This is a genomic window from Sphingomonas aerolata (assembly GCF_023935825.1).
In the GTDB taxonomy this organism is placed as follows: domain Bacteria; phylum Pseudomonadota; class Alphaproteobacteria; order Sphingomonadales; family Sphingomonadaceae; genus Sphingomonas; species Sphingomonas aerolata.
The window spans coordinates 297,257-320,430 of sequence record NZ_CP098762.1 but is presented as its reverse complement, the minus strand read 5'-3'; the positions used below and the strand labels follow the sequence as shown (position 1 = coordinate 320,430).

General features: G+C 66.6%; 30 protein-coding genes and 1 tRNA gene. 11 read left to right on the top strand and 20 right to left on the bottom strand.

Going from position 1 to position 23,174, the window contains the following annotated elements; genetic code table 11:
- Nucleotides 1–8 precede the first annotated feature (8 nt).
- Genes NEF64_RS01485 through ftsE form a run of 4 tightly spaced genes read right to left on the bottom strand, consistent with a single transcriptional unit; the run spans nucleotide 9 to nucleotide 2,810 of the window.
- Nucleotides 9–695 (bottom strand): lysophospholipid acyltransferase family protein, encoded by a 687-nt coding sequence (locus tag NEF64_RS01485; RefSeq protein WP_056406671.1) that lies wholly within the window; start codon nucleotides 693–695, stop codon nucleotides 9–11.
- Nucleotides 692–1,228, bottom strand: a complete 537-nt coding sequence (locus NEF64_RS01480) for a YdcF family protein (protein WP_056406669.1) — start codon at nucleotides 1,226–1,228, stop codon at nucleotides 692–694. Before NEF64_RS01480 ends, NEF64_RS01485 begins: the two co-directional genes overlap by 4 nt.
- Nucleotides 1,225–2,103: a cell division protein FtsX gene (locus tag NEF64_RS01475; protein ID WP_082446879.1), complete on the bottom strand. Its 879-nt coding sequence runs from the start codon at nucleotides 2,101–2,103 to the stop codon at nucleotides 1,225–1,227. Before NEF64_RS01475 ends, NEF64_RS01480 begins: the two co-directional genes overlap by 4 nt.
- Nucleotides 2,100–2,810: a cell division ATP-binding protein FtsE gene (gene ftsE, locus NEF64_RS01470; protein ID WP_056406665.1), complete on the bottom strand. Its 711-nt coding sequence runs from the start codon at nucleotides 2,808–2,810 to the stop codon at nucleotides 2,100–2,102. Before ftsE ends, NEF64_RS01475 begins: the two co-directional genes overlap by 4 nt.
- A gap of 198 nt (nucleotides 2,811–3,008) precedes the next feature.
- Here ftsE and NEF64_RS01465 point away from each other — a divergent pair, with 198 nt between their 5' ends.
- The 3 genes from NEF64_RS01465 to NEF64_RS01455 all read left to right on the top strand — a co-directional run bounded on the left by NEF64_RS01465 (nucleotide 3,009) and on the right by NEF64_RS01455 (nucleotide 4,492).
- Entirely contained in the window at nucleotides 3,009–3,995 is a 987-nt protein-coding gene (locus tag NEF64_RS01465) for an MJ0042-type zinc finger domain-containing protein (RefSeq protein WP_056406663.1), read from the top strand.
- Between the two features lie 162 nt (nucleotides 3,996–4,157).
- A tRNA-Leu gene (locus NEF64_RS01460) sits at nucleotides 4,158–4,244 on the top strand.
- Nucleotides 4,245–4,336: 92 nt separating this feature from the next.
- A complete protein-coding gene (locus tag NEF64_RS01455; RefSeq protein ID WP_166746558.1) occupies nucleotides 4,337–4,492 on the top strand; it encodes a hypothetical protein in 156 nt (51 codons plus the stop codon).
- On the opposite strand, the gene NEF64_RS01450 is transcribed toward NEF64_RS01455, so the two are convergent.
- Both NEF64_RS01450 and NEF64_RS01445 read right to left on the bottom strand, forming a co-directional pair.
- Complete coding sequence (locus tag NEF64_RS01450) at nucleotides 4,489–5,196, bottom strand: PilZ domain-containing protein (protein ID WP_162235395.1); 708 nt, start codon at nucleotides 5,194–5,196, stop codon at nucleotides 4,489–4,491. The genes NEF64_RS01455 and NEF64_RS01450 overlap by 4 nt on opposite strands.
- 212 nt (nucleotides 5,197–5,408) lie before the next feature.
- Nucleotides 5,409–5,876, bottom strand: coding sequence for a hypothetical protein (locus NEF64_RS01445; RefSeq protein ID WP_031395526.1), 468 nt, complete (start codon nucleotides 5,874–5,876; stop codon nucleotides 5,409–5,411).
- A gap of 325 nt (nucleotides 5,877–6,201) precedes the next feature.
- Between NEF64_RS01445 and NEF64_RS01440 the strand changes: the two genes are divergently transcribed.
- From NEF64_RS01440 to NEF64_RS01420, 5 genes are all read left to right on the top strand, one after another.
- Nucleotides 6,202–6,363 (top strand): hypothetical protein, encoded by a 162-nt coding sequence (locus tag NEF64_RS01440; protein WP_156360361.1) that lies wholly within the window; start codon nucleotides 6,202–6,204, stop codon nucleotides 6,361–6,363.
- A 100-nt stretch (nucleotides 6,364–6,463) separates the two neighbouring features.
- Nucleotides 6,464–7,594: a type III polyketide synthase gene (locus NEF64_RS01435; RefSeq protein ID WP_235516393.1), complete on the top strand. Its 1,131-nt coding sequence runs from the start codon at nucleotides 6,464–6,466 to the stop codon at nucleotides 7,592–7,594.
- The gene (locus NEF64_RS01430; RefSeq protein ID WP_056406659.1) at nucleotides 7,588–8,286 is read left to right on the top strand and encodes a methyltransferase domain-containing protein; all 699 of its coding nucleotides are present in this window, start codon (nucleotides 7,588–7,590) and stop codon (nucleotides 8,284–8,286) included. The genes NEF64_RS01435 and NEF64_RS01430 overlap by 7 nt, the downstream gene beginning before the upstream one ends.
- A 5-nt stretch (nucleotides 8,287–8,291) precedes the next feature.
- Nucleotides 8,292–9,368: an NAD(P)/FAD-dependent oxidoreductase gene (locus NEF64_RS01425; RefSeq protein WP_156360388.1), complete on the top strand. Its 1,077-nt coding sequence runs from the start codon at nucleotides 8,292–8,294 to the stop codon at nucleotides 9,366–9,368.
- 119 nt (nucleotides 9,369–9,487) lie between these two features.
- Entirely contained in the window at nucleotides 9,488–11,647 is a 2,160-nt protein-coding gene (locus tag NEF64_RS01420) for a transglycosylase domain-containing protein (protein ID WP_082446877.1), read from the top strand.
- On the opposite strand, the gene NEF64_RS01415 is transcribed toward NEF64_RS01420, so the two are convergent.
- The 3 genes from NEF64_RS01415 to NEF64_RS01405 are packed head-to-tail and all read right to left on the bottom strand — an operon-like array spanning nucleotide 11,623 to nucleotide 13,332.
- Entirely contained in the window at nucleotides 11,623–12,297 is a 675-nt protein-coding gene (locus NEF64_RS01415) for a M48 family metallopeptidase (RefSeq protein ID WP_056406656.1), read from the bottom strand. The two genes, NEF64_RS01420 and NEF64_RS01415, sit on opposite strands and share 25 nt — an antisense overlap.
- Before the next feature lie 4 nt (nucleotides 12,298–12,301).
- The gene (locus NEF64_RS01410; protein WP_031395091.1) at nucleotides 12,302–12,736 is read right to left on the bottom strand and encodes a YcgN family cysteine cluster protein; all 435 of its coding nucleotides are present in this window, start codon (nucleotides 12,734–12,736) and stop codon (nucleotides 12,302–12,304) included.
- On the bottom strand, nucleotides 12,733–13,332 hold the full coding sequence (locus tag NEF64_RS01405) for an SCO family protein (RefSeq protein WP_056406654.1): 600 nt from the start codon (nucleotides 13,330–13,332) through the stop codon (nucleotides 12,733–12,735). The genes NEF64_RS01410 and NEF64_RS01405 overlap by 4 nt, the downstream gene beginning before the upstream one ends.
- A gap of 74 nt (nucleotides 13,333–13,406) precedes the next feature.
- Here NEF64_RS01405 and NEF64_RS01400 point away from each other — a divergent pair, with 74 nt between their 5' ends.
- Nucleotides 13,407–14,063, top strand: coding sequence for an ankyrin repeat domain-containing protein (locus tag NEF64_RS01400; RefSeq protein ID WP_235516392.1), 657 nt, complete (start codon nucleotides 13,407–13,409; stop codon nucleotides 14,061–14,063).
- A 60-nt stretch (nucleotides 14,064–14,123) separates the two neighbouring features.
- On the opposite strand, the gene NEF64_RS01395 is transcribed toward NEF64_RS01400, so the two are convergent.
- The 11 genes from NEF64_RS01395 to NEF64_RS01345 form a co-directional block, all read right to left on the bottom strand.
- Nucleotides 14,124–14,621, bottom strand: a complete 498-nt coding sequence (locus NEF64_RS01395) for an MmcB family DNA repair protein (protein ID WP_056407374.1) — start codon at nucleotides 14,619–14,621, stop codon at nucleotides 14,124–14,126.
- Nucleotides 14,622–14,737: 116 nt separating this feature from the next.
- A complete protein-coding gene (locus NEF64_RS01390; RefSeq protein WP_235516391.1) occupies nucleotides 14,738–15,361 on the bottom strand; it encodes a cell wall hydrolase in 624 nt (207 codons plus the stop codon).
- 189 nt (nucleotides 15,362–15,550) lie between these two features.
- Entirely contained in the window at nucleotides 15,551–15,877 is a 327-nt protein-coding gene (locus NEF64_RS01385) for a DUF1491 family protein (RefSeq protein ID WP_056406650.1), read from the bottom strand.
- Nucleotides 15,878–15,887: 10 nt separating this feature from the next.
- Nucleotides 15,888–16,367: a PaaI family thioesterase gene (locus tag NEF64_RS01380; RefSeq protein WP_031395097.1), complete on the bottom strand. Its 480-nt coding sequence runs from the start codon at nucleotides 16,365–16,367 to the stop codon at nucleotides 15,888–15,890.
- On the bottom strand, nucleotides 16,357–16,824 hold the full coding sequence (locus NEF64_RS01375) for a PTS sugar transporter subunit IIA (protein WP_031395098.1): 468 nt from the start codon (nucleotides 16,822–16,824) through the stop codon (nucleotides 16,357–16,359). Before NEF64_RS01375 ends, NEF64_RS01380 begins: the two co-directional genes overlap by 11 nt.
- Before the next feature lie 102 nt (nucleotides 16,825–16,926).
- On the bottom strand, nucleotides 16,927–17,523 hold the full coding sequence (hpf, locus tag NEF64_RS01370; protein WP_031395099.1) for a ribosome hibernation-promoting factor, HPF/YfiA family: 597 nt from the start codon (nucleotides 17,521–17,523) through the stop codon (nucleotides 16,927–16,929).
- Between the two features lie 49 nt (nucleotides 17,524–17,572).
- Nucleotides 17,573–18,265: a DNA polymerase III subunit epsilon gene (dnaQ, locus tag NEF64_RS01365; protein WP_031395100.1), complete on the bottom strand. Its 693-nt coding sequence runs from the start codon at nucleotides 18,263–18,265 to the stop codon at nucleotides 17,573–17,575.
- Nucleotides 18,266–18,272: 7 nt separating this feature from the next.
- Nucleotides 18,273–18,860 (bottom strand): dephospho-CoA kinase, encoded by a 588-nt coding sequence (gene coaE, locus NEF64_RS01360; RefSeq protein WP_031395101.1) that lies wholly within the window; start codon nucleotides 18,858–18,860, stop codon nucleotides 18,273–18,275.
- Entirely contained in the window at nucleotides 18,857–19,672 is an 816-nt protein-coding gene (locus NEF64_RS01355; RefSeq protein ID WP_031395102.1) for a shikimate dehydrogenase family protein, read from the bottom strand. Before NEF64_RS01355 ends, coaE begins: the two co-directional genes overlap by 4 nt.
- A 119-nt stretch (nucleotides 19,673–19,791) precedes the next feature.
- A complete protein-coding gene (locus NEF64_RS01350) occupies nucleotides 19,792–20,385 on the bottom strand; it encodes a Maf family protein (RefSeq protein ID WP_082446876.1) in 594 nt (197 codons plus the stop codon).
- A complete protein-coding gene (locus tag NEF64_RS01345) occupies nucleotides 20,382–21,197 on the bottom strand; it encodes a pyruvate, water dikinase regulatory protein (RefSeq protein ID WP_031395104.1) in 816 nt (271 codons plus the stop codon). The genes NEF64_RS01350 and NEF64_RS01345 overlap by 4 nt, the downstream gene beginning before the upstream one ends.
- 349 nt (nucleotides 21,198–21,546) lie before the next feature.
- Between NEF64_RS01345 and hemE the strand changes: the two genes are divergently transcribed.
- Nucleotides 21,547–22,575, top strand: coding sequence for a uroporphyrinogen decarboxylase (gene hemE, locus NEF64_RS01340; RefSeq protein WP_051916478.1), 1,029 nt, complete (start codon nucleotides 21,547–21,549; stop codon nucleotides 22,573–22,575).
- Complete coding sequence (locus NEF64_RS01335; protein ID WP_031440904.1) at nucleotides 22,572–23,033, top strand: CopD family protein; 462 nt, start codon at nucleotides 22,572–22,574, stop codon at nucleotides 23,031–23,033. Before hemE ends, NEF64_RS01335 begins: the two co-directional genes overlap by 4 nt.
- The last annotated feature ends 141 nt before the right edge of the window (nucleotides 23,034–23,174 follow it).

The following is a 23,174-nucleotide window of genomic DNA, read 5'->3' as shown; positions in this document are numbered from 1 at the left end:
CAGCGGCGTCAGCCGTCGAGCGCGTTCATCGCCGCATGGACGCGCGCCTCGGCCTCTTCGCGCTTGAGACCGGCGGGGACGACCTCGCCGAAGCGGAAGGTGATGACGCCCGCGCGCTTGGGCCCCTTGCGCGGCCAGACGGTGCCGCTGTCGCAGGCGATCGGGACCGTCGGCATGCCGAGCGCGCGGTACAGCCCGGCGAAACCCGGCTTGAGCGGGGGATGCTCGCCCGGCGCGACCCGGGTGCCTTCGGGGAAGATCAGGACCGAGCGCCCGGTCGCCTTGGCCGCGATCGCCTCGCGCATCATGTTGCGCAGCGCCTTGGCAGACGCGTCGCGGTCGACGACGATCGCACCATAGCGCCGCGCCGCCCATCCCCAGGCGGGGATGTCCGCCAGTTCGCGCTTCAGGACGATCGCCGGCCCGTCGAGCAGCGCCTGGAGCTCGAGTGTCTCGAACATCGCCTGGTGCTTGCAGGCGTAGAAGGCCGCGCCGTCGGGCCGCGTCCCCTCGATCCGGATCCGGATTCCGAGGATCCAGCGCGTCGCCCAGCGGTGGAACCGCGTCCACACCGTCGAATGGACGATCACCGCGCGCGACCCGAACAGCGCGCTGATCGGCACGGTCAGCACGATCGGCGCCGAGATACTGTAAAAGACGATCATGAAGACGATCGTTCGCAACCAGGCGATCATGCGCCAAATCCTATCCACAATGCGATCCGTCGCAGGATCAACTTGTTATATTCGTTGACCAGCGTCCCGAGCCGCGGCGTGCCGGGGACGCCATCGCCGAGCACCAGCACCCTCGGCCCGAGCACTGCGGCAAGCTCCATCTTGGCGCGCGGGACATGCCAGTCCGAGGTGACGAGACGCACGGTACGATAGTCGTGCGTCTTGACCCAGCGCGCGGTTTCCTCGGCATTCGACCGCGTATCCACCGCATCCGCGCCGAGATCGACGCAACAGGCGAACACGCTGGGCGAGGTGCGATATTCGAGCGCGAGGTCGATCGGGCGGACGCCCGGCGCCACTCCGGTCACCAGCATCCGTTTCGCCTGGCGGTCGCGCAGTAGCGCCAGACCGCGATCGATCCGCCCTGCCCCGCCGGTTGGCACGACGATCGCATCGGTGGTCGAGCCGTTGAGCGGTGGCGGCAGGAGCAGCATGAACGCGGCGAACCCCAGCGCCCAGACGAGCACACCGACACCCATAAGGCGGACGATCACAGGGTCGTCCTCATCGCGCGCACGATCGTCGCGCGCGCGGCGACCATCGCCAGCACGATGAAGCCGATCGGCATCGCGCCCAGCGTGGCCCAGTCGGTCGAGGACAACCGCCCCCCGTCGAGCAGTTCGGAGCCCAGCCCCTGCAACCGGGTCATGATCAGCAAAATGACGGCGATCGCGACGCCGGCACCGGCCACGCCGCCGATCGCGGCGTCGATCGCCACCCGACGCTGGAAGAGACGCGCGACCTGCAGATCGGTCGATCCCAGCATGTGCATGACCTCGATCGTCGCGCGGTGCGTTTCAAGTCCCGCGCGCGCCGCCAGCACGACCACCGCTGCGGTCGCGCCAGCCATCAGCAGGACAATACCGAGCGCGAGCAGCGTCAGCGAGCGCATCACCCCGCTGACGGGTGACATCCAGGTTTCGTGCCGGTCGACGCGCGCGGTCGGCGCAACGCCGCGAACCGCGCGCGCGACCGCTGCGACCGCGGCATCGTCCTGGCCGCCCAGATCGACGTCGATCATCGCCGGCACGGGCAGCCCCGGATCGGCGCCGTCGCTGCCGAGCCAGGGTCGCAACAGCCGCGTCAGCTCGGCGCGATCGACCGCGGCGACGCGGGTCACCTCCGGCAGCGTCCGCAGCGTCGCGAGGACGCGGGCGGCACTGGCGTCGCGCCGGACCGGGTCGCCGTCGATGATCTGGACCGTCAGCCGCCCCGCCAGCTGACGATCGAGCGCGCGGGCGGCACCCGCGGTCCCCAGCCCCAGCGCGGCGGCAAGCATGGTGAGGAACAGCATGATCGCCATGACCCAGGTCATGGCACGGACGCCGCCGGCCTCGTCGAGCACGCGACGTTCGGATGCGCGGCTCATGGCTCGGCCCGGGGCGATGGGGGGTACTGCAACGACCCGGTCGGATCGAGCAACCGGCCGTGATCGAGCCGCATCATCTGCGCGGTCGGAATCCGGTTGAGAAGGTGCAGATCATGCGTCGCGACCACCACCGTCGTACCGAGCTTGTTGAGCGATTCGAACAAATGCAGCAGCCGCTCGGCCATGTCGGGATCGACATTGCCGGTCGGCTCGTCCGCGACCAGCATCTCGGGCCGGGCGATCACCGCGCGCGCGATCGCAACGCGTTGCTGCTCACCGCCCGACAGGGTTGCCGGTCGCGCCTCGGCGCGTTCGGTCAGGCCGACCCAGGCGAGCATCTCCTCGACCGGTTGGCGCAGATCCGCCTCGGGCATCCCCGCGACGCGCAACGGCAGAGCAATATTGTCCCAGGTCGACAGATGCGGGACGAGCCGGAAATCCTGGAACACCACGCCGATGCGGCGGCGGAACCCCGGCATCCGGTCACGCGGGAGCAGCACGGCATCCTCGCCGAACAGCCGGATCACCCCGCGGCTCGGCCGCTGCGCGAGATAGAGCAGCCGGAGCAGCGACGTCTTGCCCGCGCCGCTCGCGCCGGTCAGAAAGTAGAAGGCGCCGCTGCGCAGCGTGAACGAGATGTCGGACAGCGTTTCCGCGCCGGTGTCGTAGCGCAAGCCAACATTTTCGAACTGCACGATATTCGCCATGAAATTGGTCGCGCCCGCCCGAGTTCGCCTGTGCCGTGAGCCTCGCTTTCGCATGAAAGCGCGCGCGGCTTCAAGCTGGCGGCCATCTGCAGCGCGGCAGACAGCATCCGGGCGCATGATGCTTGCCACGAGCGGGGGCCACGTGCTTAGTTTGACCGCGAACGGCCCCGTCCCGCGGCCCGCAGTGAATCGTGCCCGATGATCCTCCAATGCCCCGAGTGCAGCACACGCTATCTGGTCCCCGACAGCGCGATCGGCACCGAAGGTCGGACCGTGCGCTGTGCCAATTGCCGCCACAGCTGGTTCCAGGCCGCGACGGACATCACGGCGCCCGACGCGCCGGCCCCTGCGGAGGCAATGCCCGCGGCCCCGCTGGGCTTCGCGCCCCCACCGCCGTTCGGCGCGGCGTTCGATGCCGAGCCCGCCGCGCCCCCGGTCTGGCCCAATCCGGCGTGGCCCAATCCGTCCTCGCCCACCCCGTCCGGGGTTCCGATGTCTTCGCCGCCTTCGGCTGCGCAGACCGCCGACGATCTGCCGCCGCCGATCATCCGACCCTTTGCGCCATTGGCTGCCCAGCCTGCCGCCGCGCCGGCCGCCACGTCGAATGTCGCGGATGAGCAGGCCGAGCTGCCGGCGGTTGCGACGACCGTGCCGGCCGCGACCACCGACAGCGCCGCTCCGTCCTCCTATGCGGGCAGCCGGAGCGACGCCGATTCCTATGATGCATTCGCACATGCCCCGCCGTTTCGCGCACGGCGCAACACCACCCGGTTGTGGACGATCGGTGCGGTGGCGGCCGGGCTTCTGATGCTGCTGGGCGTCGCTGCGATCCTCTATGTCGGCGCGCCTGGCCTTGCGACGCAGCTGGGACTGGTGACGGGCGCGGACGAGACACCGCTGCGACTGCGCGACAATCCGATCGAGCGCCGCGAACTGGACAACGGATCCGAGCTGTTCGCGGTCAGCGGCCAGGTCACCAATCCCTCCGATTCGACGCAGCGTGTGCCCGACATCCGCGCCGAGCTGCGCGACGCGCAGGGGCGTATCGTGTATAGCTGGACGATCACCCCGCAAAAGCGGACGCTGACACCCGGCGCGGCGATCGATTTCAACTCCGCCAAGCTCGACGTGCCGTCGAATTCGAAACGGCTCGAACTGAGCTTTGCCGGCGAAAACGCCTCCTGATCCGGTTCCGCCGCCCCGACGCGGTGGCGGCATAGGGCCCTGCGACATAATTTTCTCGCAGCGGCGCGCATTCGATGGCGAAAGGGCGTTGCGGGATCGCAAAAGCCTTGCTAGTGGCACCGGCCTACCAGCTAGCCGGCTTGTCCGGTCAGTGTTTCACGTGCGGCCGTGGCGGAACTGGTAGACGCGCAACGTTGAGGTCGTTGTGGGCGAAAGCCCGTGGAAGTTCGAGTCTTCTCGGCCGCACCACTTTCCTCGTTTCTACCGACCCGGATCAGAACCACCCCCATGGGGGACATGACGGTCTGTCCTGCGGGATCCTGTCAAAGCGGAGAACGGCGATGGCCGATTCGATCGACGACCAGATCATCGAAACGCCCGATGGCCCGATGACGTTCGCGCAGTGGAAGAAGAAACACCCCGTGCAGCTCCCGTCGCGCCGCACCAAGGGCAAGAAGCTTCCCAACAAGGTGAAGTTGACGACCGACGAGGTTTAGTCGCCGGTCGTCGTTGCCAGGCCCCTGGGAGGGGGGATGGGGACCTGACAATCGGGGTTTGACTCCAGCACCCGGGACAAAGTCACGAGCGATAGCGGCGCAACGAAGCGAAGCCCGAATCGGTTGCCACGCCGCCAGCAGATTGCCGCAAAAATCGCGAGTCCGCCGGGATCGACGACGAGCTGGGCCGCCTGCCCCTGTGAAAAATGCCCGCAGAGTGACGCCGCGACCTCGAGTTTCGCGCCGCCGGTCGAGATGTCGACCAGCCTTGCAGCATACCAGTACCCCTCGACATTCAGCCTGACTGGTGCCGAAACCACGAATCGTGGCGATCGGGCGATCATCCCGGCGGCGTCGCGCGTCGCGAAGACGGGGTCGATCACATGCGGCTCGTCGAAATCGACCCCTGCGCGAAACCCGTCGACCCAGCGGACGGTGGCGCGAAGCAACGGCATGCCCCGCACCTTGATCTCGAGCGTCTCACCAAGCGCTGGCAGCGTGGTGAAGCGCGCCTTCAGACCGACGGTCGAAATGTCATGGACGAGACAGATCGAGCCGCGGTCGGCATGCATGACCCGGCCGATCAGCAGGACGGTCGCATGGCGTCGACCGGCACGCCGGTCGCGGTCCGCGGGCTGGCGCAGATCTGCTCCGCTCCCGCCGTCACCGCCGGTTGCGTCTTCCTCGTCAGGCCCGGAGAGCACGCGCCGTCTCCCCGCCGCCATGCGATCGGGAGGCGCGACGCGCCATCAGCACGCACCGCCCTGTCGGTGCGCGATAGCGCCATCTGGTGCCTGAGCCTGGTCTGCCTTGCCGCACATTTGATATCCCCGAACGGTGTCGGCGAACCGTGCTAGGCGCGGCTTAACTAATTACTACAAAACCGAAATTACTGTAATACCGTGCTGAATGCCGGTCAGCGTCGGGCAATCGCGGTGAGGTAGCCGGCGACCGCGTCATAGCCGGCTGCGCTCAGCGAGATTTCGATGCGACGCCGATCGGTCGGGTCGTTGACGCGGTCGATCAGCTTCAGCTTGTGGAGGTGCTCGATCCAGCGTTGCGACGTGGTGACCGGTGCATCCGCCATCGCGACCAGCGCCTTGACGTTGGTCGGCCGGTGATCGCGGTGCGAAACGAACAGCGCGACGAGCATGTCCCAGGCCGGCTCGTGGAACAATTCGCCCGGCAGGAAGCGACGGCGCAGTTTACGATGCGCCAGAATCTCCTTGGCCCGGGCGACGAGCATTTCCTCGCTGATCGGGCTCGTCGCATCCTCGGCCCGCTGGTCGACGACCCGCGATGCCCGCGCCGTGAACTCCTCGCTGACGGCGGCCAGCCTCGATCCCAGATCCTTGATCAAGTCGGCAACGGATTCGTCTTTCACCACATGCTCCCGGTCGCCCACAGGGTCTTAAGCCCATAATGACCCAAATATGGCGGCACGCCGGCATAATGGTCAACATCATTCAGCTATCTGTTTTACCGCTCTATTCTTTTAGATACACGCGATAGTCTCGGAACTTTCTTAAGATATGCAAAACGGGTTGAAATCTGTTCAGTTTGGTTGTGATTGGTGGCTTGCCCCGTGTGGGTTTTTGGGCTGCAACAGGTGGAATTTTGTACCAATGTGAAACCAATTTAAGGTTTGATCGCTTTTGCCCGCGTCCGGCATGATCCTCCGGCTCGGACGCCCTCCTCGGAGATACGCGATGAATGCTGCACGCACCTATGAGCTTCTGCAGGAAGCCTGCCGCGCGCTCGAACAGGCGGGCGATCACGCAATTGCAGCCTATGTCGGTGTCAGCATGGCGATGGTCGAAGAGAAGTACCTGGTCGGGCACGACCATCTCGACCCGATCGATCAGGACTGAAGCCCGCGCGGTTCCGCATGCCAAGGGCTTGTTATAGCCGCATGTCGGGCCGATGTCCGGACGTCACGCGTTGGCCGTATCAACCGTGCGAAAGGATGTCGTGCCCGCTCCCCTGCCTGCCTATCTGAACGCGATCGGGACTGCGGTCCCCGGCCATGACATTCACGAGGCGTTTATCCGCTGGGCACGCGACCGGGTCGATGCCCGTTCGGCCAGGCTGTTCGATCGGATGGCGGGTCGATCGGGTATCGCGCACCGCTGGTCGGTGCTGCCGCCGACCAAGGCCATCGCGGTTGCGGACGGCGTCGACAGCGGCGACACGCAGCGGCTGCATGCCGGGTCTCCGGTCGACCCGGGCGGCTTTTACGCGATCGATCCGCATCCCGGCACCGCGGAGCGGATGGCCATCTATGCCGACGCCGCACCCGGTCTTGCCCTCAAGGCGATTGCCGCGCTTCAGGAAACGATCGCGCTCGGCACGATAACGCATCTGGTGGTGGCGAGCTGCACCGGGTTCGTCGCGCCCGGCATCGACCAGATCATCGCCCGCAAGCTCGCGCTGCCCGCGACGGTCGAGCGGCTGCTGATCGGGTTCATGGGATGCTATGCCGCGGTCGTCGCGCTCCGCAGCGCGCGGCATATCGTCCGGTCAGAGCCCGGGGCACGCGTCCTGGTCGTCACCGTCGAATTGTCCACGCTGCACCTGCAGGCGGTGTCCGAGATCGAGCCGCTGCTGGCGATGCTCCAGTTCGGCGACGGTGCCGCCGCGGCGCTGGTGACCAGCGATCCGAGCGGATTCGAGCTCGAAGCGCCGTTCGCCACCGCATTGCCCGACAGCGAGGCGTTGATCCGCTGGGACATCACCGACCAGGGCTTTGCGATGCACCTGTCCGGAGAAGTGCCGGGGCGGATCGCGCAGGCGCTCGCCGATCCCGCCTTCCGTGCCGCCGCGAGCGGCGGACGCCCCGCGGATACGGTCGACGGATGGGCGGTCCATGCCGGCGGGCGATCGATCCTCGATGCGGTCGAGCATGCCCTGGCGCTCCCGGCGGATGCGCTCGACGCGTCGCGCGCGGTGCTGTCCGCGAACGGCAACATGTCGTCGGCGACGCTGATGTTCGTGCTCCAGCGGTTGCTCGCGGGGCCGGACATCGCGCGCGGCGTCGCGCTGGCGTTCGGCCCGGGTCTGGCGGCCGAGGGTATCGGCTTCCGGAGCGCGCCGCGATGCTGACGACGCGGGCGCAGGCCGAGGAACTGATGGACGCCGACGACCTGGCGCCAGAAACCTATGCCGCGGTGGTCGCCGATCTCGCGAAGGTCAATGTCGTGACGATGGCGGCGCGTCCGACGCTTGCCTTTCTGAAGCGAGTCATCGCGGGCCGGACGCGGCTGAGGCTGCTCGATGTCGGGTTCGGCGATGGCGACATGCTGCGGACGATCGAACGCTGGGCCCGCAGGCGCGGTGTGAAGACCGAACTGGTCGGGGTCGATCTCAACCCGCGCAGCGAACAGGCCGCGCGCATGCATACGGACGCGGGATCGACGATCCGCTATGTCACGGGGGATTACGCCGATCTCGCCGGTCAGACGGGCGCCGAACCCCGCTGGGACGCGATCGTCAGCAGCCTGGTCGCGCACCATATGAGCCATGCCCAACTGATCGCCTTCCTGCGGTTCATGGACACGCATGCGCGGTGCTGGCTGATCAACGATCTGCATCGCCACGGGTTTGCACATCGGGGATTTCCGATACTCGCCCGGCTCGCGCGCTGGCATCCGATCGTGCGTCACGACGGGACGCTGTCGATCGCGCGGTCGTACCGGCCCGACGAATGGCCGGCGATTCTCGACGAGGCGGGGATCCGCGGTGCACGCGTGTTCCGGGCGTTCCCGTTCCGGCTGTGCGTCGAACGGCTGCGGTGACCGCGATGCGCGCGCTGATCGTCGGCGGGGGGCCGGCAGGGGCGGCGGTCGCGATCGAGCTTGCACGCGCGGGCCTGCCGCATCTGTTGATCGAGCGTAGCCGCGAGACGGGCGACGCCTTGTGCGGCGGGTTCCTCAGCTGGCGGACGCTCGACACGCTGGCGCGACTAGGAATCGATCCAGATCAGCTCAACCCGGCGCGAACGACGACCGTCCGGATCTTCGCCGGTAGCCGCGTCGCGCATGCCGCGTTGCCAAGGCCTGCACTATCGGTGTCGCGACGGCGGCTCGATACCGTTCTGCTCGCCGCCGCGGTGGCGCAGGGCGCAGCGGTCGAACGCGGGGTAACCGTCCGGGCGATCGAAGACGGCCAGGTGCGGACCGCCGATGGCGCGGTGATCGCCGCACCAGCGCTGTTCCTGGCGAACGGCAAGTCGGATGTCCGCGGGACCGCGCGGCCGGCAAGCGCCCGCGGCGCCGATCCGACGCTGGGGATACGCGTCCGCATCGTGCCCCCGCCAGCGATGGCACGCGCGTTGGCGGGGCAGATCGACCTGTATCTCTTCGACCGGGGCTATGCCGGGCTTGCGATGCAGGAGGATGGCAGCGCGAATCTGTGCATGGCGGTACATCGCTCGCGATTGCAGGAGGCGGGAACGCCGGCGGATCTGCTCGCAGAGCTTGGCCGCGCGATACCGGCGCTCGGCGAATGGGTCGCCGCGATCGCGCCGGATGCGACGATCGATGCGATCGCCAACGTCCCCTATGGCTGGCGCCAGACGACGGGGCAGGCGGGGCAGTACCGGCTGGGCGACCAGGCGGGGGTGATCCCGTCACTGGCCGGCGAGGGCATGGGCATCGCGCTGGCCAGCGGACTCGCCGCGGCGCGCGCCTATCGCACTGACGGGGCAGGGGGTGCCGCGGCATGGCAACAGCAGCTGGCGCGGACGCTCGCGCGGCCGATCGGGGTGGCGGGCGCGGTGCGCCGGGTGGCCGAAAGCCGCGGTGCCGCCCACCTGATCCCCTTCGCGCATCCCGTACTGATCCGGATGCTCGCGCAGGCGACGCGAATCGGCGCGTGACGGGCCGTAGCGCGGCGATGAATACTGTCGACGAAACGCCGGGCGGAGTGCGCGTGCCGCGGGCTTACACGCGAACCGCTTGTCGGCGCCGCGGTTAAGGCGTATTTCGTCGACCCTTCATGGCTCGCGCGCGTCCCGCTTCCCGCCCCTCTCGGCCTCGCTCCTCATGGCGCCGCCGGTTTGTCCTCCTCCTGAAGGTTCTTGCCGGTATTGCCATCCTCGCGCTCGGCGCGCTGGTGATCGCGATCTACATCGCCCGCGCGCAGCTGCCGAGCTTCGAAAGCCTCAAATCCTCGCCCAACGGCCAGATGATCCGGGTGCATGCCGCCGATGGCAGCGTGATCGTGTCGATGGGGCCGAGTTTCGGCGAATGGCTGCCCTATGGCCAGATCCCCGCGGTGATGCGCGACGCGACGGTCGCGGTCGAGGATCGGCGCTTTCGCTCGCATCTTGGCGTCGATCCGGTCGGAATCGCACGCTCGGTCAAGGTGCGGTTCGATCGCGGACACTGGACCCAGGGCGGGTCGACGATCACGCAGCAGCTGGCGCGCAACGTCTTCCTGAACAACCAGAAGAAGTTCGGGCGCAAGTTCCGCGAATGGATCCTGGCGTTCGCGCTCGAGCGCAAGTTCAGCAAGGACCAGATCCTCGAACTCTACCTCAACAAGGTCTATTATGGCGGCGGCGCGTACGGGATCGACGCCGCGTCGCGCAAGTTCTTCGGCCACGGGGCGGACCGCCTGTCGCTGGCCGAAGCGGCGGTGATCGCCGGGCTCGTCAAGGCACCGTCCAACTATTCGCCGACCGCGGATGCCGAGGCAGCGATGGGCCGTGCGGGCGTCGTGCTGAAGACGATGGCGGAAACCGGCGTCATCAGCGCAGGCGAGGCGGCCGACGCCGATGTGCAGGGGCTCAAACTGGCGCCCGAGCCGAAGCAGAACAGCGTGCGCTACTTCACCGACTGGGCGTTGCCGCAGCTCGACACGCTGATCGACGAGACCGAGGCGCCGCTCGAGGTGTGGACGACGCTCGACCTGTCGATGCAGCGCGATGCCGATGCCGCGATCCGGGCGAATGCCCCCGCGGGTGCGCAAGGCGCGCTGGTGTCGCTCGACCGCGACGGCGCGGTCAAGGCGATGGTCGGCGGCAAGGACTATGTCTCGTCGATCTACAACCGCGCGACGCAGGCGGTCCGCCAGCCGGGTTCGGCGTTCAAGCTGTTCGTGTATCTCGCCGCGCTCGAGGCCGGGCACAAGCCGGAGGATTCGATCGTCGACGAACCCGTGACGATCGACGGATGGAGCCCGCGCAACGATTCGCGGCGCAATTCCGGCGCCGTCAGCCTGCGCACGGCCTTTGCCTATTCGCTCAACACCGTCGCGGCCAAGCTGGGGCAGGAGGTTGGCTTCACGACGGTCGCGGACATGGCGCGGCGATTCGGGATCACGACGACGGTCAACACGCATCCCTCGATGGTGCTTGGCACGTCGGAGGTCCGCGTGATCGACATGACGCGTGCCTTTGCCAGCGTCGCGAGCAAGGGCGTCGCGGTGACCCCCTATGGCATCACCCGCGTGACCGCGAACGGCCAGACGATCTACACGCATGAGGTCGATCGCAGCCACGTCCTCGTCGCCCCCTATGTCGCCGCCGAGATGACCGACCTGTTGCAGACCGCGGTCAACACCGGCACCGGCCGCGCGGCGCAGATCGGCCGCCCGGTGGCGGGCAAGACGGGCACGACCAGCGCGTCGAAGGACGGCTGGTTTCTCGGCTTCTCCAGCGGCATCACCACCGGCGTGTGGATGGGTCGCGACGATGCCAGGCCGATCTCTGGCCTGCACGGCGGTACGGCACCGGCGCGCGCCTGGGCGGCGTTCATGAAGCCTGCAACGGCCAATCGCCCGATCGAGCAGTTCGAGACGCAGGTGACCCTGCCCGAATGGCAGCTCGAACCCGATGAGGAGAGCTATTTCGGCCAGCCCGACAACGGCCAGATGATGGTCGACGAGAACGGCAATCCGATCGAGCCTGGCGGTGTTCCGGATATGCCGAGCGATGCCCCGGCGGGCGAGCCGATACCGCGCCCCGATGCGGACCCGTCCGACCAGGCCCCGCAGGTGCCGCAGCAGCAGTTGAACCAGGACTGGATTGACCGCGTGACGGGCCGGGACGCACCACGGCGCGATCCCGTCGCGCCGCAGCCGCGCGCGCCCCAGCGGGACTGGTCACGCGAGAGTTCGCGCGATCGCTTTCAGGACGATCGACCGACCCAGTGAAGCGCCGCGCCATGCGTGCGTAGCCAGACGCGCGCCGGGGTCGGATCCTCACCATAGAGATCGGCGACGAGCGCGTGGAAGGCGGGCGCGTGGTTCATGTGGACGCGGTGGGCGACCTCGTGCGCCACCGTTGCCCGCCGTACGAAGCCGGGGGCGAGGATCAGCCGCCAGCTGTAGCGGATCACCCCGCTCGACGCGCAGCTGCCCCAGCGGCCCCTGGCATCACCGATCGCGACCTGCGTGACGCTCACCCCCGCCTTGGCGGCATATTCGGCGGTTTCCTGGTCCAGCAGGCCCAGCGCGGTATGCTTGAGCCATGCCTCCACACGGCGGGGAATCGTCTCGACGGGACCGGACAGCGACAGGATCGCCCCCTCACGGACCACTGTGCGCCGGCTGCCGGGGGTCCAGTGGATCGTCACCGGCTCATCGGCGACCATCACGACCGCGCCGGGAACGAAAGGCTGCGGCGGCGGCAGACGCGCGCGCTGCTCGGCGATCCAGTCCGCCTTCTCCTCCGCCCAGGCCAGTGCCTGCTTCAAGGCCGCCCGCTTGGGCAGGACGAGCCGGGCGCGGCCGCTGGCGGGATCGATCGACAACCGTGCCCGGCGCGCGCGCGGATGCCGGATGATCTCGAGGCCGTCGATCACCGGGTCAGAGTTCGCGGTCGATCACGTGATATTCGAGTTCGCCGGCCTCGTCCTCGCTGATCGTCCAGCCGCGGACCGACTGTTTGGCGCGGTGGACCGCCTCGCGATCGCCGCAGACGAGATAATGCCACTCGGGAAGCTGCTCCCCCGCCGCACGCAGGCGATAGGCGCAGGTCGAGGGCAGCCAGTCGATGTCGCGGACGTTCGACGTCGTGAGGCGCACGCATTCGGCGACATAGGCGTGGCGGTGGCGATAGTCCGAACACTGCCCGCTGCGCCGGTCGAGCAGCCGGCACGACACATTGGTCGCGACGAGCTCGCCGGTATCCTCGTCCTCGAGCTTGTGAATGCAGCATTTGCCGCAACCGTCGCACAGGGCTTCCCACTGGCCGCGGTCAAGCTTCTCGATCGGCGTGTCTTCCCAGAATCTGGCGCTCATCGGGCCCAGCGCTTGATGTCGTCGGCCAAGGCCTGTGGTCCCTTATCCTGTGGCAGCAGCGCGAGAGGCTTGCCGTCCGGATCCATCAGATAGGCCTGACGCGAGTGATTTACGAGGTAACCACCACCGGGCGCGGCATCTCCCTTGGCCGAGAAGATCGCGAATTCCTTCTTCACGGTCTCGATCGCCGCGGGACTGCCGGTGAGCCCGACGAAGCGCGGATGAAAGGCGGTGACGAACTGCTTGACGACCGCAGGGGTGTCGCGCGTCGGATCGACGGTCACGAAGATCGGCACGATCCGCGCCGCAAGCGCCGGGTCGCTGGCCTCGAGCAGTTTCATCGCGCCACCGATCGTCTGCATGTCGGTCGGACAGACATCGGGACAGAAGGTGTAGCCGAAATACATGATCCGGTATTTGCCCGCGAACCGCCGGTCGCTGACCTGTTGACCGTCCTGATCGACGAGCGTGAACGGCCCGCCGATCCGCGCCCCGGCAAGCGGCGGCGTCGCGGGCGCCGCGCTCGTATCGGGCGCAGAGGGGCTGCACGCCGCAAGCGCAAGGGCAGCGAGAAGGGCGGGGCGTCGATTGGTCATGATACAGCCAGCCTTGATCTGTTAGCGCGTGCGGCGCAAGCGTCGCACATCACCCGCGTCCCGAGGATCTATCGATGTCGTATATCCGCCAGTGCCCCGCCCTGACGACGGGCGCCAAGACCATGGGCGCCCTGTTGATGGGGGCCGTGATCGCGCTTCCCGTCGCCACTGTGGTCGCCCCGCGTGCCGCGCATGCGCAGAACCAGTCGGAAGGCTATAAATTCCTGAACGCGGTGCGCGAGTCGAAGAACAACGAGGTCCTCGAAATGCTCGGGCGTCCGGGCAGCAGCATCGTCAATGCGCGCGACGTCTCGACAGGCGAGGGCGCGTTGCACATCGTCATCAAACGTGCCGACGAGACCTATCTGCGGTTCCTGCTGCAGAAAGGCGCCGACGCCAATCTGCGCGACGGTAAGGGCAACACGCCGCTGCTCCTCGCGGTGACGCTCGGCCAGACCGACATGATCCCGATCCTGACCGCCGCCGGCGCCAATCCGAATCTTGCCAATTCGGCAGGAGAGACTCCGTTGATCCGCGCCGTTCAGCGCCGCGACGTTGCCATGATCCGCGTGCTGCTCAACGAAAACGCCGACCCCGATCAGGCCGATATCATCGCCGGCATGTCGGCGCGCGATTATGCCAAGCAGGATGGTCGCAACGTCGTGGTGACCAAGCTGCTGGCCGATGCGCCGAAGAAGACCCGCAAGGCGGTCGCGGGGCCGAAATTCTGACGATCACGTCGCCGGGCGGCTGATCCTGCCACGTATCGGTAGGATCAGCCGCCAGCCGGATCAGAAGGCAAGACCGGCGGCGTCGGGATCGACCTGTGCGATCAGGCGGCGTGCGGCGCGTCTCGCAAAGGCTAAAGTGCAGCGCTTGCGGACATGCGCGGGCAGGGGGGTCGTATGTGCCTCGCGGACGATCGCGGCGTCATAGCGATCGGCGACGATGATCCCGGTACGTTCGGGCAGAAACGCTGCCCCCTGCAGCGGCCGCATGTCGAACCCGGCCGGCACCGCCCAGAAATAGCGATCGCAATGCCCGAGATATTCGGGCCATTTGCCATCCCCCACCAGATCCGCGCGCGACACCTTGATCTCGACGACGACGATCTGCCCGCGGGCATCGATCGCCATCAGATCGGCGCGACGCCCCCCGTCGAGGGGAACCTCCGCCATCGCGGTCAGGTCGTGGCGCAACAACATCCGGATCACGCCGCGTGCCACATCGGCGGCACATAAGGGCGATCCGGGTTCGTCGATGCAGGAGTCCGGGGGGGTGTCGAGCATGCGCCAGAAATAGAACAATCCGCGAACGACGCAAGCGCGTTCACGGACTGTTTATAGCGTGGCGACGCAGGTGGGATCCTGATCATGATCCGGACCCTGTCCGGATCGGCTGTCGATCAGCGATAGAAGACGTGGTTGCCGATCGAAGCGACCTTGATCACGCGGCCCGCAGGGCGGCGATCGGCGGTGTTGAAATACAGCGCCTTCTCGGCCGGGCTGTTCCACGCATCGGCCAGTGCGACCTTCGCGACGGCGATGGCGGTGCGGTACGACGTGCCCTTGTTGATCGCGGGGATCTGACCGCCGCGGACAAAGCTGAACTGGCCGCGCTGCTTAACGACGTCGCAGACGTCGGCGGGGAAACGACCCGACTTGGCGCGGTTGATGATGACTTCGGCGACAGCGAGCTGACCGGTGAGCGGCTCGCCCTTGGATTCAAAATAGATGGCGCCGGCAAGGCACTGGAGCGCTTCGTCGGCGGCGGCGCTATCCTGCGCGGCAACGGCCTGAGCGAGCGTTTCGAATTCTTCGTCTTCGATTTCGGCCGACGTCTGGACGGCGGTCTGTGCAGCGGGCTCGACGGCGGTGACAGGCGTCACGGCGGGAACGGTCTGCGGAACATTCTGAGAGGGGAGGGCGTTTAGATTTGCGAGTGCGGTGAGGCTGGCAGTCGAGCGATCGACGCCGGTCGCCTGGCTAGGCGCGCTGTTGCCGAACAGGCCGGCGAGGGAGAAGGTCATGACCGCAATCGTTGCGGCCCGCTGCAAAATCGTCATTCAAACTTATTCAGATGCGGTTGGACCACGGAACCAATCGTACAAGCCGATCGTCCAGGCATCCCCCCGACTGCGTAACTGATCCGGATCGCACCCGCCCCAGCACAACGCCAATCAATGTTGAATATCCCCTCTATCGGGGGGACTTTGGAGTCAATCGGCCAGGATCGTTTCAGCGGCGAACCGTTCCGCCGCTGCGACATCCACCTCGATCACCCAGAGATCCGGATCGCTCGACCGCCGTCGACGCCAATAGCCGTCGAGATCTTCGGCCGGAGTCGAGTCGATCAGTGCCGTTCGCCCATCGGCGCCGATCCCGCGCTCGAGCAGGCGGGGCAGAGCGCCCCGATCGATGGCGACCACGAGGATTGCGCCGCCCTGTGCGTCCCCTTTGGCGAGCACCGCGCCGAAACCGCCCGCGTCGTTGACCCGACGGAGCAACGCACTGACGAGGACGCCGCTGGGAAGACGGTCGCTCATCGCAGGACCATCACGGCAGCGGACGCGGCGAGACGCGGTATCCGGGAAGCCCGGCCAAGGCGATCCGCGAGCGCATGAACGTACCCGTGCCCCGCGCCGCCTCCTCCCCCTCGGCATCGATCAGCCGGGCATCGGCGACGAACACGCGGCGTTTCCCGCTGATCCAGCGGCCTTCGGCGATCACCGGACCCGCCTTTAACGGCCGGGTCAGCAACAGGTTGAACGCGGTCGTCAGGAGAAAGCGATCGGTGACGAGACTGTTGGCGGCATAGAAGGCGGCATCGTCGAGCATCTTGAAATAGCTCGTCCCGTGCGCGGCACCGCCGGCATGATAATGACGTTCGTCGATCGTGAACCGGATCCGCGCAACACCGGCCTCCGGAATCTCGAGCGTGGATTCGAAGAAGCGGTTGATCGGCGCACAGGCGTAGAGCGATTCCAGCGCACGAAAATGTGCCTCGGCGCCGGCGGAGGCCAGTTCAGGCGGCATCGCGGACCGCATCGGCGGTGAACAGCGCATAGAGCGCATCGGTCGAACCCGCACCGCGCAGCTTGTCCAAGAACAGCTTGTCGCGCAGCCGACGCGATATCCGGGCAAGCGCCTTCAGATGAACCGCGCCCGCATCGGTCGGCGACAGCAACATGAAGACGAGATCGACAGGCAGATCGTCGACGGCCTGAAAATCGATCGGCTGCGCCAGTCGCGCGAACACCGCCGTGACCTGTGTCAGTCCGTCGAGTTTGGCATGGGGAATCGCGACACCACCGCCAAATCCCGTCGAACCCAGCTTTTCGCGGGCAATCAGACGGTCTGCGATAGTTTTTGCGTCGCCTTCGACAATCTCGGCAGCAAGCGTGGCGACATGGTGAAGCACGGCCTTTTTGTTTGCCGCGACCATGCCGGTCAGGACCGCGTCCGGACGCAGCATATCACTGAAGTCATTCATGCTGTTCATGTCTCAAAAGCGCCCCCGCACGCCCCGCCTTAACGGTTTGCACGGGGGCGTAAAGCGCAGCGTCACAACAGCTGTTGCGGCTTGCGCGCTCTATTAGGGTGCGGCGGATGCCGAACGTTGCGGTTCGACCCAGCCGATCGTGCCGTCACCGCGGCGATAGACCATGTTATGCGCGCCAGTACCCGCATTCATGAACAATAATGCGGCTGTATTGCGAAGATCGAGCATCATCACCGCGTCGGATACGCTGGCCTCGGGGATGTCGACGCGCGTCTCGGCAATGATCAGGGGCGCATCGGGGGCATCGTCCTCGGTGACCTGCTCCTGAAACAGCGTATAGCTTGCATTGTCATAGCCGTTGCTTTCCGCGATCGCCACGGCTTCACCGGCATGGCGATCCTTCAGGCGGCGCATATAGCGGCGAAGCTGGGTTTCGATCTTGGCCGCGGCGCTGTCGAACGCGGCACGGGCGTCATAGGCATCGGCATGGCCCTTGAGCACCAGCCCCTTCATGACATGCGCGACGATATCGCATTTGAAGCCGGCATCATGCGGCCCCTTGCCGAACGTGACCTCGGCGGAAATGGCGCGCGAGAAATACTTGTCGGCGATACCCTGGAGTCGGTCTTCCACATGGCTGTTGAGCGCATCGCCAGTGGCGACCTGATGACCAGAAATCCGGATATCCATTATCGTCTCCTTCTCATCGGACGGTCCTATTGGCTCCGTCCGCCCGGCGTCATCCGGACGCCACGGCCCCCCAAATCGGATCCTTGATCCCCTTCATAAACGCGGCATGGGCCGCAAGGTCTCCCTCGCTGACCGTGAAAACGCGCGGTTGCCGAACGACACGAGGCGCCGGTGCGACGACCGGAGTCGCAGCGGTGACGGTTCGCTCGCTGAGCAGGCCGAGACCGATCTGGCGACCACCCAACAGCTCGACATAGACCTGCGCCAGAAGCTGCGCGTCGAGCAGCGCGCCGTGGAGAACGCGGTGACTCCTATCGATCCCGAACCGCGAACACAGCGCATCAAGCGAATGCTTCGCGCCCGGATGACGGCTGCGGGCGATCTGCAGCGTATCGATCATCCGGTTCAGGTGAATGATCGGCCGACCGCATTTGACGAGTTCGCCGTTGAGAAACGAGAAATCGAAGCTCGCATTATGCGCGATCATCGGCGCATCGCCGACGAAATCGAGCAGGTCCGCTACGCCGTCGCCGAACCGCGGCTTGTCGGCGAGAAACGCCTGGCTCAGTCCGTGGACGTTGAACGCCTCGACCGGCATGTCCCGTTCGGGATGGTAATAAGCGTGGAAGGTGCGCCCGGTCTCGACCCGGTTGACCATCTCGACACAGCCGATCTCGACCATGCGATCGCCACCGGAAAAGCTGAGGCCGGTGGTTTCGGTATCGAAGACGATCTCACGCATCCGGCTGTTATCGGCGCTCACGTCCCGTCACGCAAGCGATCACCGCACGAACCTGCGCGCGAGTTTCGTCGAAACTCGTGTCGGTGCGAATGACATGATCGGCACGCGCGCGTTTCTCGGAATCGGGTGTCTGGCGGGCGAGGATCGCGGCAAATCGCTCGGCGGTCATGCCGGGGCGGGCGAGAACGCGGGCCCGCTGGACATCGGCGGCGGCGGTCACGACGACGATGCAGTCGACGCGCGCGTCACCGCCGGTTTCGAACAACAGCGGCACGTCGAACACGACCAGTGCGCCGGCATGAGAATCGAGAAACGCCTGACGCTCCTCACCGACCGCGGGATGCACGATCGCCTCGAGACGGCGGATCGCGGCGTCGTCGCCGAACACCGCCGCGCCCAATCTTGCGCGGTCGACGGCACCGTCATGGACAGTGCCGGGAAACGCGGCGCCGATCGGGTCGACGAGTCGGCCGCCGATACTCTGCAGCTTGTGGACCGTCGCATCGGCGTCGAAGACGGGGACGCCTTCCTCCGCGAACATCGCGGCGACCGCGGATTTGCCCATGCCGATCGATCCGGTAAGCCCGACGATCATGCGGTGAGCAGCGCGCGCAAGGCCTCGTCGCGGTCCCGCGGAGGTTCCACGTGGAACAAAATCTCGAACGCGACCGCCGCCTGGCCGATGAGCATTTCGAGCCCGTCGACGGTTTCGAGATCGCGCGCGCGGGCGGCCTTGAGCAGTCCGGTCTCGAGCGGCGAATAGACGATGTCATAGACGAGCGAGTCGGGATCGAGCGCGCCGAGATCGAGGTCGAGGGGCGGCTGACCGGCCATGCCGAGGATGCTCGCATTGACCAGCAGCCGCGACGGCGGGACCGCCGGACCGATCGGCAACGCCTGTCCCTTGAGCCCGAATGTCGACAGCAACGCCGCCGCCTTGAGGGGATTGCGGTTGAGGATCGTCACCGGACCGACGCCCATACGCGACAGCGCAAACAGGATCGCGCGCGCTGCGCCGCCCGCACCGATCACGGTGACGGGCTGGCCGGCGATATCGAGATCATCGATCGGCGCCCAGAACCCCGCAGCATCGGTATTCGTACCGATGCAGTCGCCGGTGGAGTTGCGGAAGACGGTATTGATCGCGCCGATCGAACCCCGGACGTCGCCGGGATCCGAGACATGATCGAGCGCCGCCAGCTTGTGCGGCATGGTGATATTGCAGCCCCGCCAGGCGGGATCGCTCTTTCGCGCGGCAAAATAGGCTGGAAGCTCTGCCACGGTGACGTGCTTGTGCCGGTACTCGGCGTCGATCCCGAGCGCGTCGAGCCAGAAGCCGTGGATCAGTGGCGATTTCGATTGGGCGATCGGATCGCCGATCACTTCGGCATAGGGGCGAGGGGTCATTCAGAGCTCCATAAGATCCCGGGCTGGCTCGCGTTCGACGCCGCCACCGCATCGATGGCGTGTAATCGATACCACCGGGATTGCCAGACGAACGCCGATCGCCGTCAGAGGCACACGCGCTAGGCGGGCAGTGCACCGCGGGTCCGGAGGAAATCGAGCACGTTGAGCAGCGGCATGCCGAGCACGGTGAACTGGCTGCCGTCGATCTTCGTGAAGAGCTGCGCGCCTAGACCCTCGATCCGGTAACAGCCGACGCACCCCGCGATCGCCGGCCACTCGGCTTCGAGATAGGTTTCGATAAACGCGTCGGACAGCGGCCGGACATGCATCCGCGCGCGCTCGACATGGCGCCACACCGGTCGGCCATTCTCCGCGATGACCGCCGCGCTCCACAGGTCATGATGCGTGCCCGACATCCGTCGCAGGTGCGCGGCCGCGTCATCGCGATCGACCGGTTTGTCGAGGATCGTGCCGTCCTCCAGCGCGACGAGCGAGTCGCTGCCAAGGACGAGATGTCCCGGCATCCGCGTCGAGACCTTCGTCGCCTTGAGTTCGGCAAGCGCGTCGGCAAGATCGCGCGGTGACAGCGCGACCAGGGCCGCCTTGGCCGCATGCTCGTCGACACCTGCAAAGGTCGCATCGAACGCGACGCCCGCCGCGGTGAGCATGGCACGACGCGACGCGCTCTGCGAGGCGAGGATCAGCAGGCTCATGCCTCGGGCCGGCGCTGGTTGCACAGCGCGATGATCGCCGCCGCGGTTTCCTCGATCGACCGCCGTGTCACGTCGATCACTGGCCAGCCATTGTCCGCAAACATCCGCCGCGCAAAGGCGAGTTCGCGCATCACGGCCTCTTCCTCGACATAGGAGGTGTCGGGTGCCTGATGCAGTGACAGCAGACGGTTGCGGCGCACCTGGATCAGCCGGTCAGCGCTCGTCGTCAGCCCGACGATCAGCGGCTTCCGCAAGGTGTAGAGGATCTTCGGCGGCGGGCTTTCGACGACGATCGGGATATTGGCAGTCTTGTAGCCGCGATTGGCGAGGTAGATCGAGGTGGGCGTTTTCGACGAGCGCGAGACGCCGGCGAGGACGATGTCGGCCTCCTCCCATTCTTCCCACGCGATCCCGTCGTCATGCGCGATCGTCCACTGGATCGCGTCGACGCGCGCGAAATAGGCGGCGTCGAGGACGTGCTGGCGACCCGGCCGCGCCTTGGCCTGCTGACCCAGCAGTCCCGACAGCGCATCGTTGACCGGATCGAGTGGCGCGACCGCGGGGAGACCAAGCGCAAGGCAGCGTTGTTCGAGGATCCGCCGCGTCGCGGGGTTCACCAGGGTGAAGATCACGAGCCCGGGATTCTGTGCGACCTCCTGAAGGATGCGCTCGAGATGCGCCTCGGTACGAACCATCGGCCAGAAATGGCGGACGGTCTCGACATCGTCATATTGCGCGAGCGCCGCCTTGGCGATGTTCTCCAGCGTCTCGCCCGTCGAGTCCGACAGCAGGTGAAGATGGAGCCGTATCATAGGTCGCGTAGCCCTGCCGCGGGGGGGCATCGGGATGAATCTGTGGATAACATGCGGATAAGGGCTAGCGTAACTCATGCCTCCCGCCAAGCGGGCCGGTTGCTGTGGATAAGTCACCTTTTGTCCACAGGGCCGCGCACAGGCCGAAAAGTTATCCACAGGCTGTGGGTTGCGGGAACGGTTGAATCGAATCAGCGCGTTTGTACGGGTGTGCAGAGGTCAAGCTGTTGGCATTTCCGGGATCACCGCATAAGTCCCGTGATCAACCGCCCAACCACTGCAACAACCTCTTTCTTGAATCTTCTTATAGTAGAAGAAGGGTGCTCCGCTGACCGATCCGACCCCCAATGTGCCGACCTTCAAGCCGCTTCTGGCGACGTTGCACGGCGACCGTCAGGCGACCCCGCCGCTGTGGCTGATGCGCCAGGCCGGGCGCTATCTTCCCGAATATCGCGCGCTCAGAGCGGAAAAGGGCGGGTTCCTCGCGCTCGCGACCGATCCCGAGGCCGCCGCCGAGGTGACGCTGCAGCCGATCCGCCGGTTCGGCTTCGACGGCTCGATCCTGTTCTCGGACATCCTGATGATTCCCTGGGCGCTGGGGCAGGATCTGAGCTTCGGGGTGGGCGAGGGGCCGCGGCTCGAACCCGCGCTGGTCGATCATGCGCTCGATCGCCTGCAGTCGGTGCCGGAGCGGCTGGAGCCGGTCTACGAGACCGTCGCACGGGTCGCCGAGGCCTTGCCGCCCGAGACGACGTTCCTGGGCTTTGCGGGGTCTCCCTGGACGGTTGCGACCTATATGGTGGCAGGCAAGGGCAGCAAGGATCAGGGCGAGACGCGGCGTTTCGCCTATCGCGATCCGGCAGCCTTCGGCGCGATCATCGATGCGATCGCCGACAACACCGTCGAGTATCTCGTCCGCCAGATCGAGGCGGGGGTGGATGCGGTTCAGCTGTTCGACAGCTGGTCGGGATCGCTATCGCCCGCGCAGTTCGAACGCTGGGTGATCGCGCCAACCGCGCGGATCATCGACGAACTCCATGCGCGCTGCCCCGGCGTGCCGGTGATCGGCTTTCCGAAGGGGGCAGGGGGCAAGCTTCCCGCCTATGCGCGCGAGACGGGTGCCGATGCGATCGGGCTTGACGAGACGGTCGATCCGGTCTGGGCTCACGCGTCGCTGCCTGCCGACCTGCCGGTGCAGGGCAATCTCGATCCGCTCGCGCTGATCGCGGGCGGTGCGGATCTCGATGCGGCGATCGACCGGATTCTCGGGGCGTTCGGTGATCGTCCGCACGTCTTCAATCTGGGTCACGGTATCCTGCCCGACACGCCGATCGCGCATGTCGAGCAACTGATCGCCCGCGTCAGGAGCACGACATGAGCGGTTTTCTCGGGGCGGCCTATGACTGGGTGAAGGCTGCGCATCTGATCTTCGTGATCTTCTGGATGGCGGGGCTGTTCATGCTACCGCGCTATCTCGTCTATCATCAGGAGGCGCTGGCCGCGGGCAATGCAGCCGAGGCGGCCAGCTGGATCGAGCGCGAGGGCAAGATCCGCAAGATCATCCTGACCCCGGCGATGATCGTCGTCTGGGTGCTGGGGCTCGCACTTGCGCTGAATCTCGGGCTAGCGGACGGCGCGCCGGGGCTGGGGTGGCTGCATCTCAAGCTGCTGCTGGTGTTCCTGCTGACGGGCTATCATGGCTGGACGGTCGGCTATGCGAAGAAGCTCGCGGCGGGGAAGCCGACGCTGACGGGCAAGCAGTTGCGGATGCTCAATGAGATCCCTGCGCTGGCGGTGACGCTCATTGTCGTGCTGGTGATCGTCAAGCCGTTCTAAGCGCGTCGCACCAACTCTCGTCATCCCCGCGGAGGCGGGGACCCAGAGCCTCTGACGTCGGCGATAGTGCCGCCAGGTTCGCCAATATGGGTTCCCGCCGACGCGGGAATGACGACGGAGTGGGGACGCGGTCCCGCTTGA

Bases quoted from the DNA above. Each gene is read 5' to 3' on its own strand.
- NEF64_RS01485 (WP_056406671.1), bottom strand. From the start codon at position 695: ATGATCGCCTGGTTGCGAACGATCGTCTTCATGATCGTCTTTTACAGT.
- NEF64_RS01475 (WP_082446879.1), bottom strand. From the start codon at position 2,103: ATGAGCCGCGCATCCGAACGTCGCGTGCTCGACGAGGCCGGCGGCGTC.
- ftsE (WP_056406665.1), bottom strand. From the start codon at position 2,810: ATGGCGAATATCGTGCAGTTCGAAAATGTTGGCTTGCGCTACGACACC.
- NEF64_RS01465 (WP_056406663.1), top strand. From the start codon at position 3,009: ATGATCCTCCAATGCCCCGAGTGCAGCACACGCTATCTGGTCCCCGAC.
- NEF64_RS01455 (WP_166746558.1), top strand. From the start codon at position 4,337: ATGGCCGATTCGATCGACGACCAGATCATCGAAACGCCCGATGGCCCG.
- NEF64_RS01440 (WP_156360361.1), top strand. From the start codon at position 6,202: ATGAATGCTGCACGCACCTATGAGCTTCTGCAGGAAGCCTGCCGCGCG.
- NEF64_RS01430 (WP_056406659.1), top strand. From the start codon at position 7,588: ATGCTGACGACGCGGGCGCAGGCCGAGGAACTGATGGACGCCGACGAC.
- NEF64_RS01425 (WP_156360388.1), top strand. From the start codon at position 8,292: ATGCGCGCGCTGATCGTCGGCGGGGGGCCGGCAGGGGCGGCGGTCGCG.
- NEF64_RS01420 (WP_082446877.1), top strand. From the start codon at position 9,488: ATGGCTCGCGCGCGTCCCGCTTCCCGCCCCTCTCGGCCTCGCTCCTCA.
- NEF64_RS01410 (WP_031395091.1), bottom strand. From the start codon at position 12,736: ATGAGCGCCAGATTCTGGGAAGACACGCCGATCGAGAAGCTTGACCGC.
- NEF64_RS01405 (WP_056406654.1), bottom strand. From the start codon at position 13,332: ATGACCAATCGACGCCCCGCCCTTCTCGCTGCCCTTGCGCTTGCGGCG.
- NEF64_RS01400 (WP_235516392.1), top strand. From the start codon at position 13,407: ATGTCGTATATCCGCCAGTGCCCCGCCCTGACGACGGGCGCCAAGACC.
- NEF64_RS01395 (WP_056407374.1), bottom strand. From the start codon at position 14,621: ATGCTCGACACCCCCCCGGACTCCTGCATCGACGAACCCGGATCGCCC.
- NEF64_RS01390 (WP_235516391.1), bottom strand. From the start codon at position 15,361: ATGACCTTCTCCCTCGCCGGCCTGTTCGGCAACAGCGCGCCTAGCCAG.
- NEF64_RS01385 (WP_056406650.1), bottom strand. From the start codon at position 15,877: ATGAGCGACCGTCTTCCCAGCGGCGTCCTCGTCAGTGCGTTGCTCCGT.
- NEF64_RS01380 (WP_031395097.1), bottom strand. From the start codon at position 16,367: ATGCCGCCTGAACTGGCCTCCGCCGGCGCCGAGGCACATTTTCGTGCG.
- NEF64_RS01375 (WP_031395098.1), bottom strand. From the start codon at position 16,824: ATGAATGACTTCAGTGATATGCTGCGTCCGGACGCGGTCCTGACCGGC.
- hpf (WP_031395099.1), bottom strand. From the start codon at position 17,523: ATGGATATCCGGATTTCTGGTCATCAGGTCGCCACTGGCGATGCGCTC.
- dnaQ (WP_031395100.1), bottom strand. From the start codon at position 18,265: ATGCGTGAGATCGTCTTCGATACCGAAACCACCGGCCTCAGCTTTTCC.
- coaE (WP_031395101.1), bottom strand. From the start codon at position 18,860: ATGATCGTCGGGCTTACCGGATCGATCGGCATGGGCAAATCCGCGGTC.
- NEF64_RS01355 (WP_031395102.1), bottom strand. From the start codon at position 19,672: ATGACCCCTCGCCCCTATGCCGAAGTGATCGGCGATCCGATCGCCCAA.
- NEF64_RS01350 (WP_082446876.1), bottom strand. From the start codon at position 20,385: ATGAGCCTGCTGATCCTCGCCTCGCAGAGCGCGTCGCGTCGTGCCATG.
- NEF64_RS01345 (WP_031395104.1), bottom strand. From the start codon at position 21,197: ATGATACGGCTCCATCTTCACCTGCTGTCGGACTCGACGGGCGAGACG.
- NEF64_RS01335 (WP_031440904.1), top strand. From the start codon at position 22,572: ATGAGCGGTTTTCTCGGGGCGGCCTATGACTGGGTGAAGGCTGCGCAT.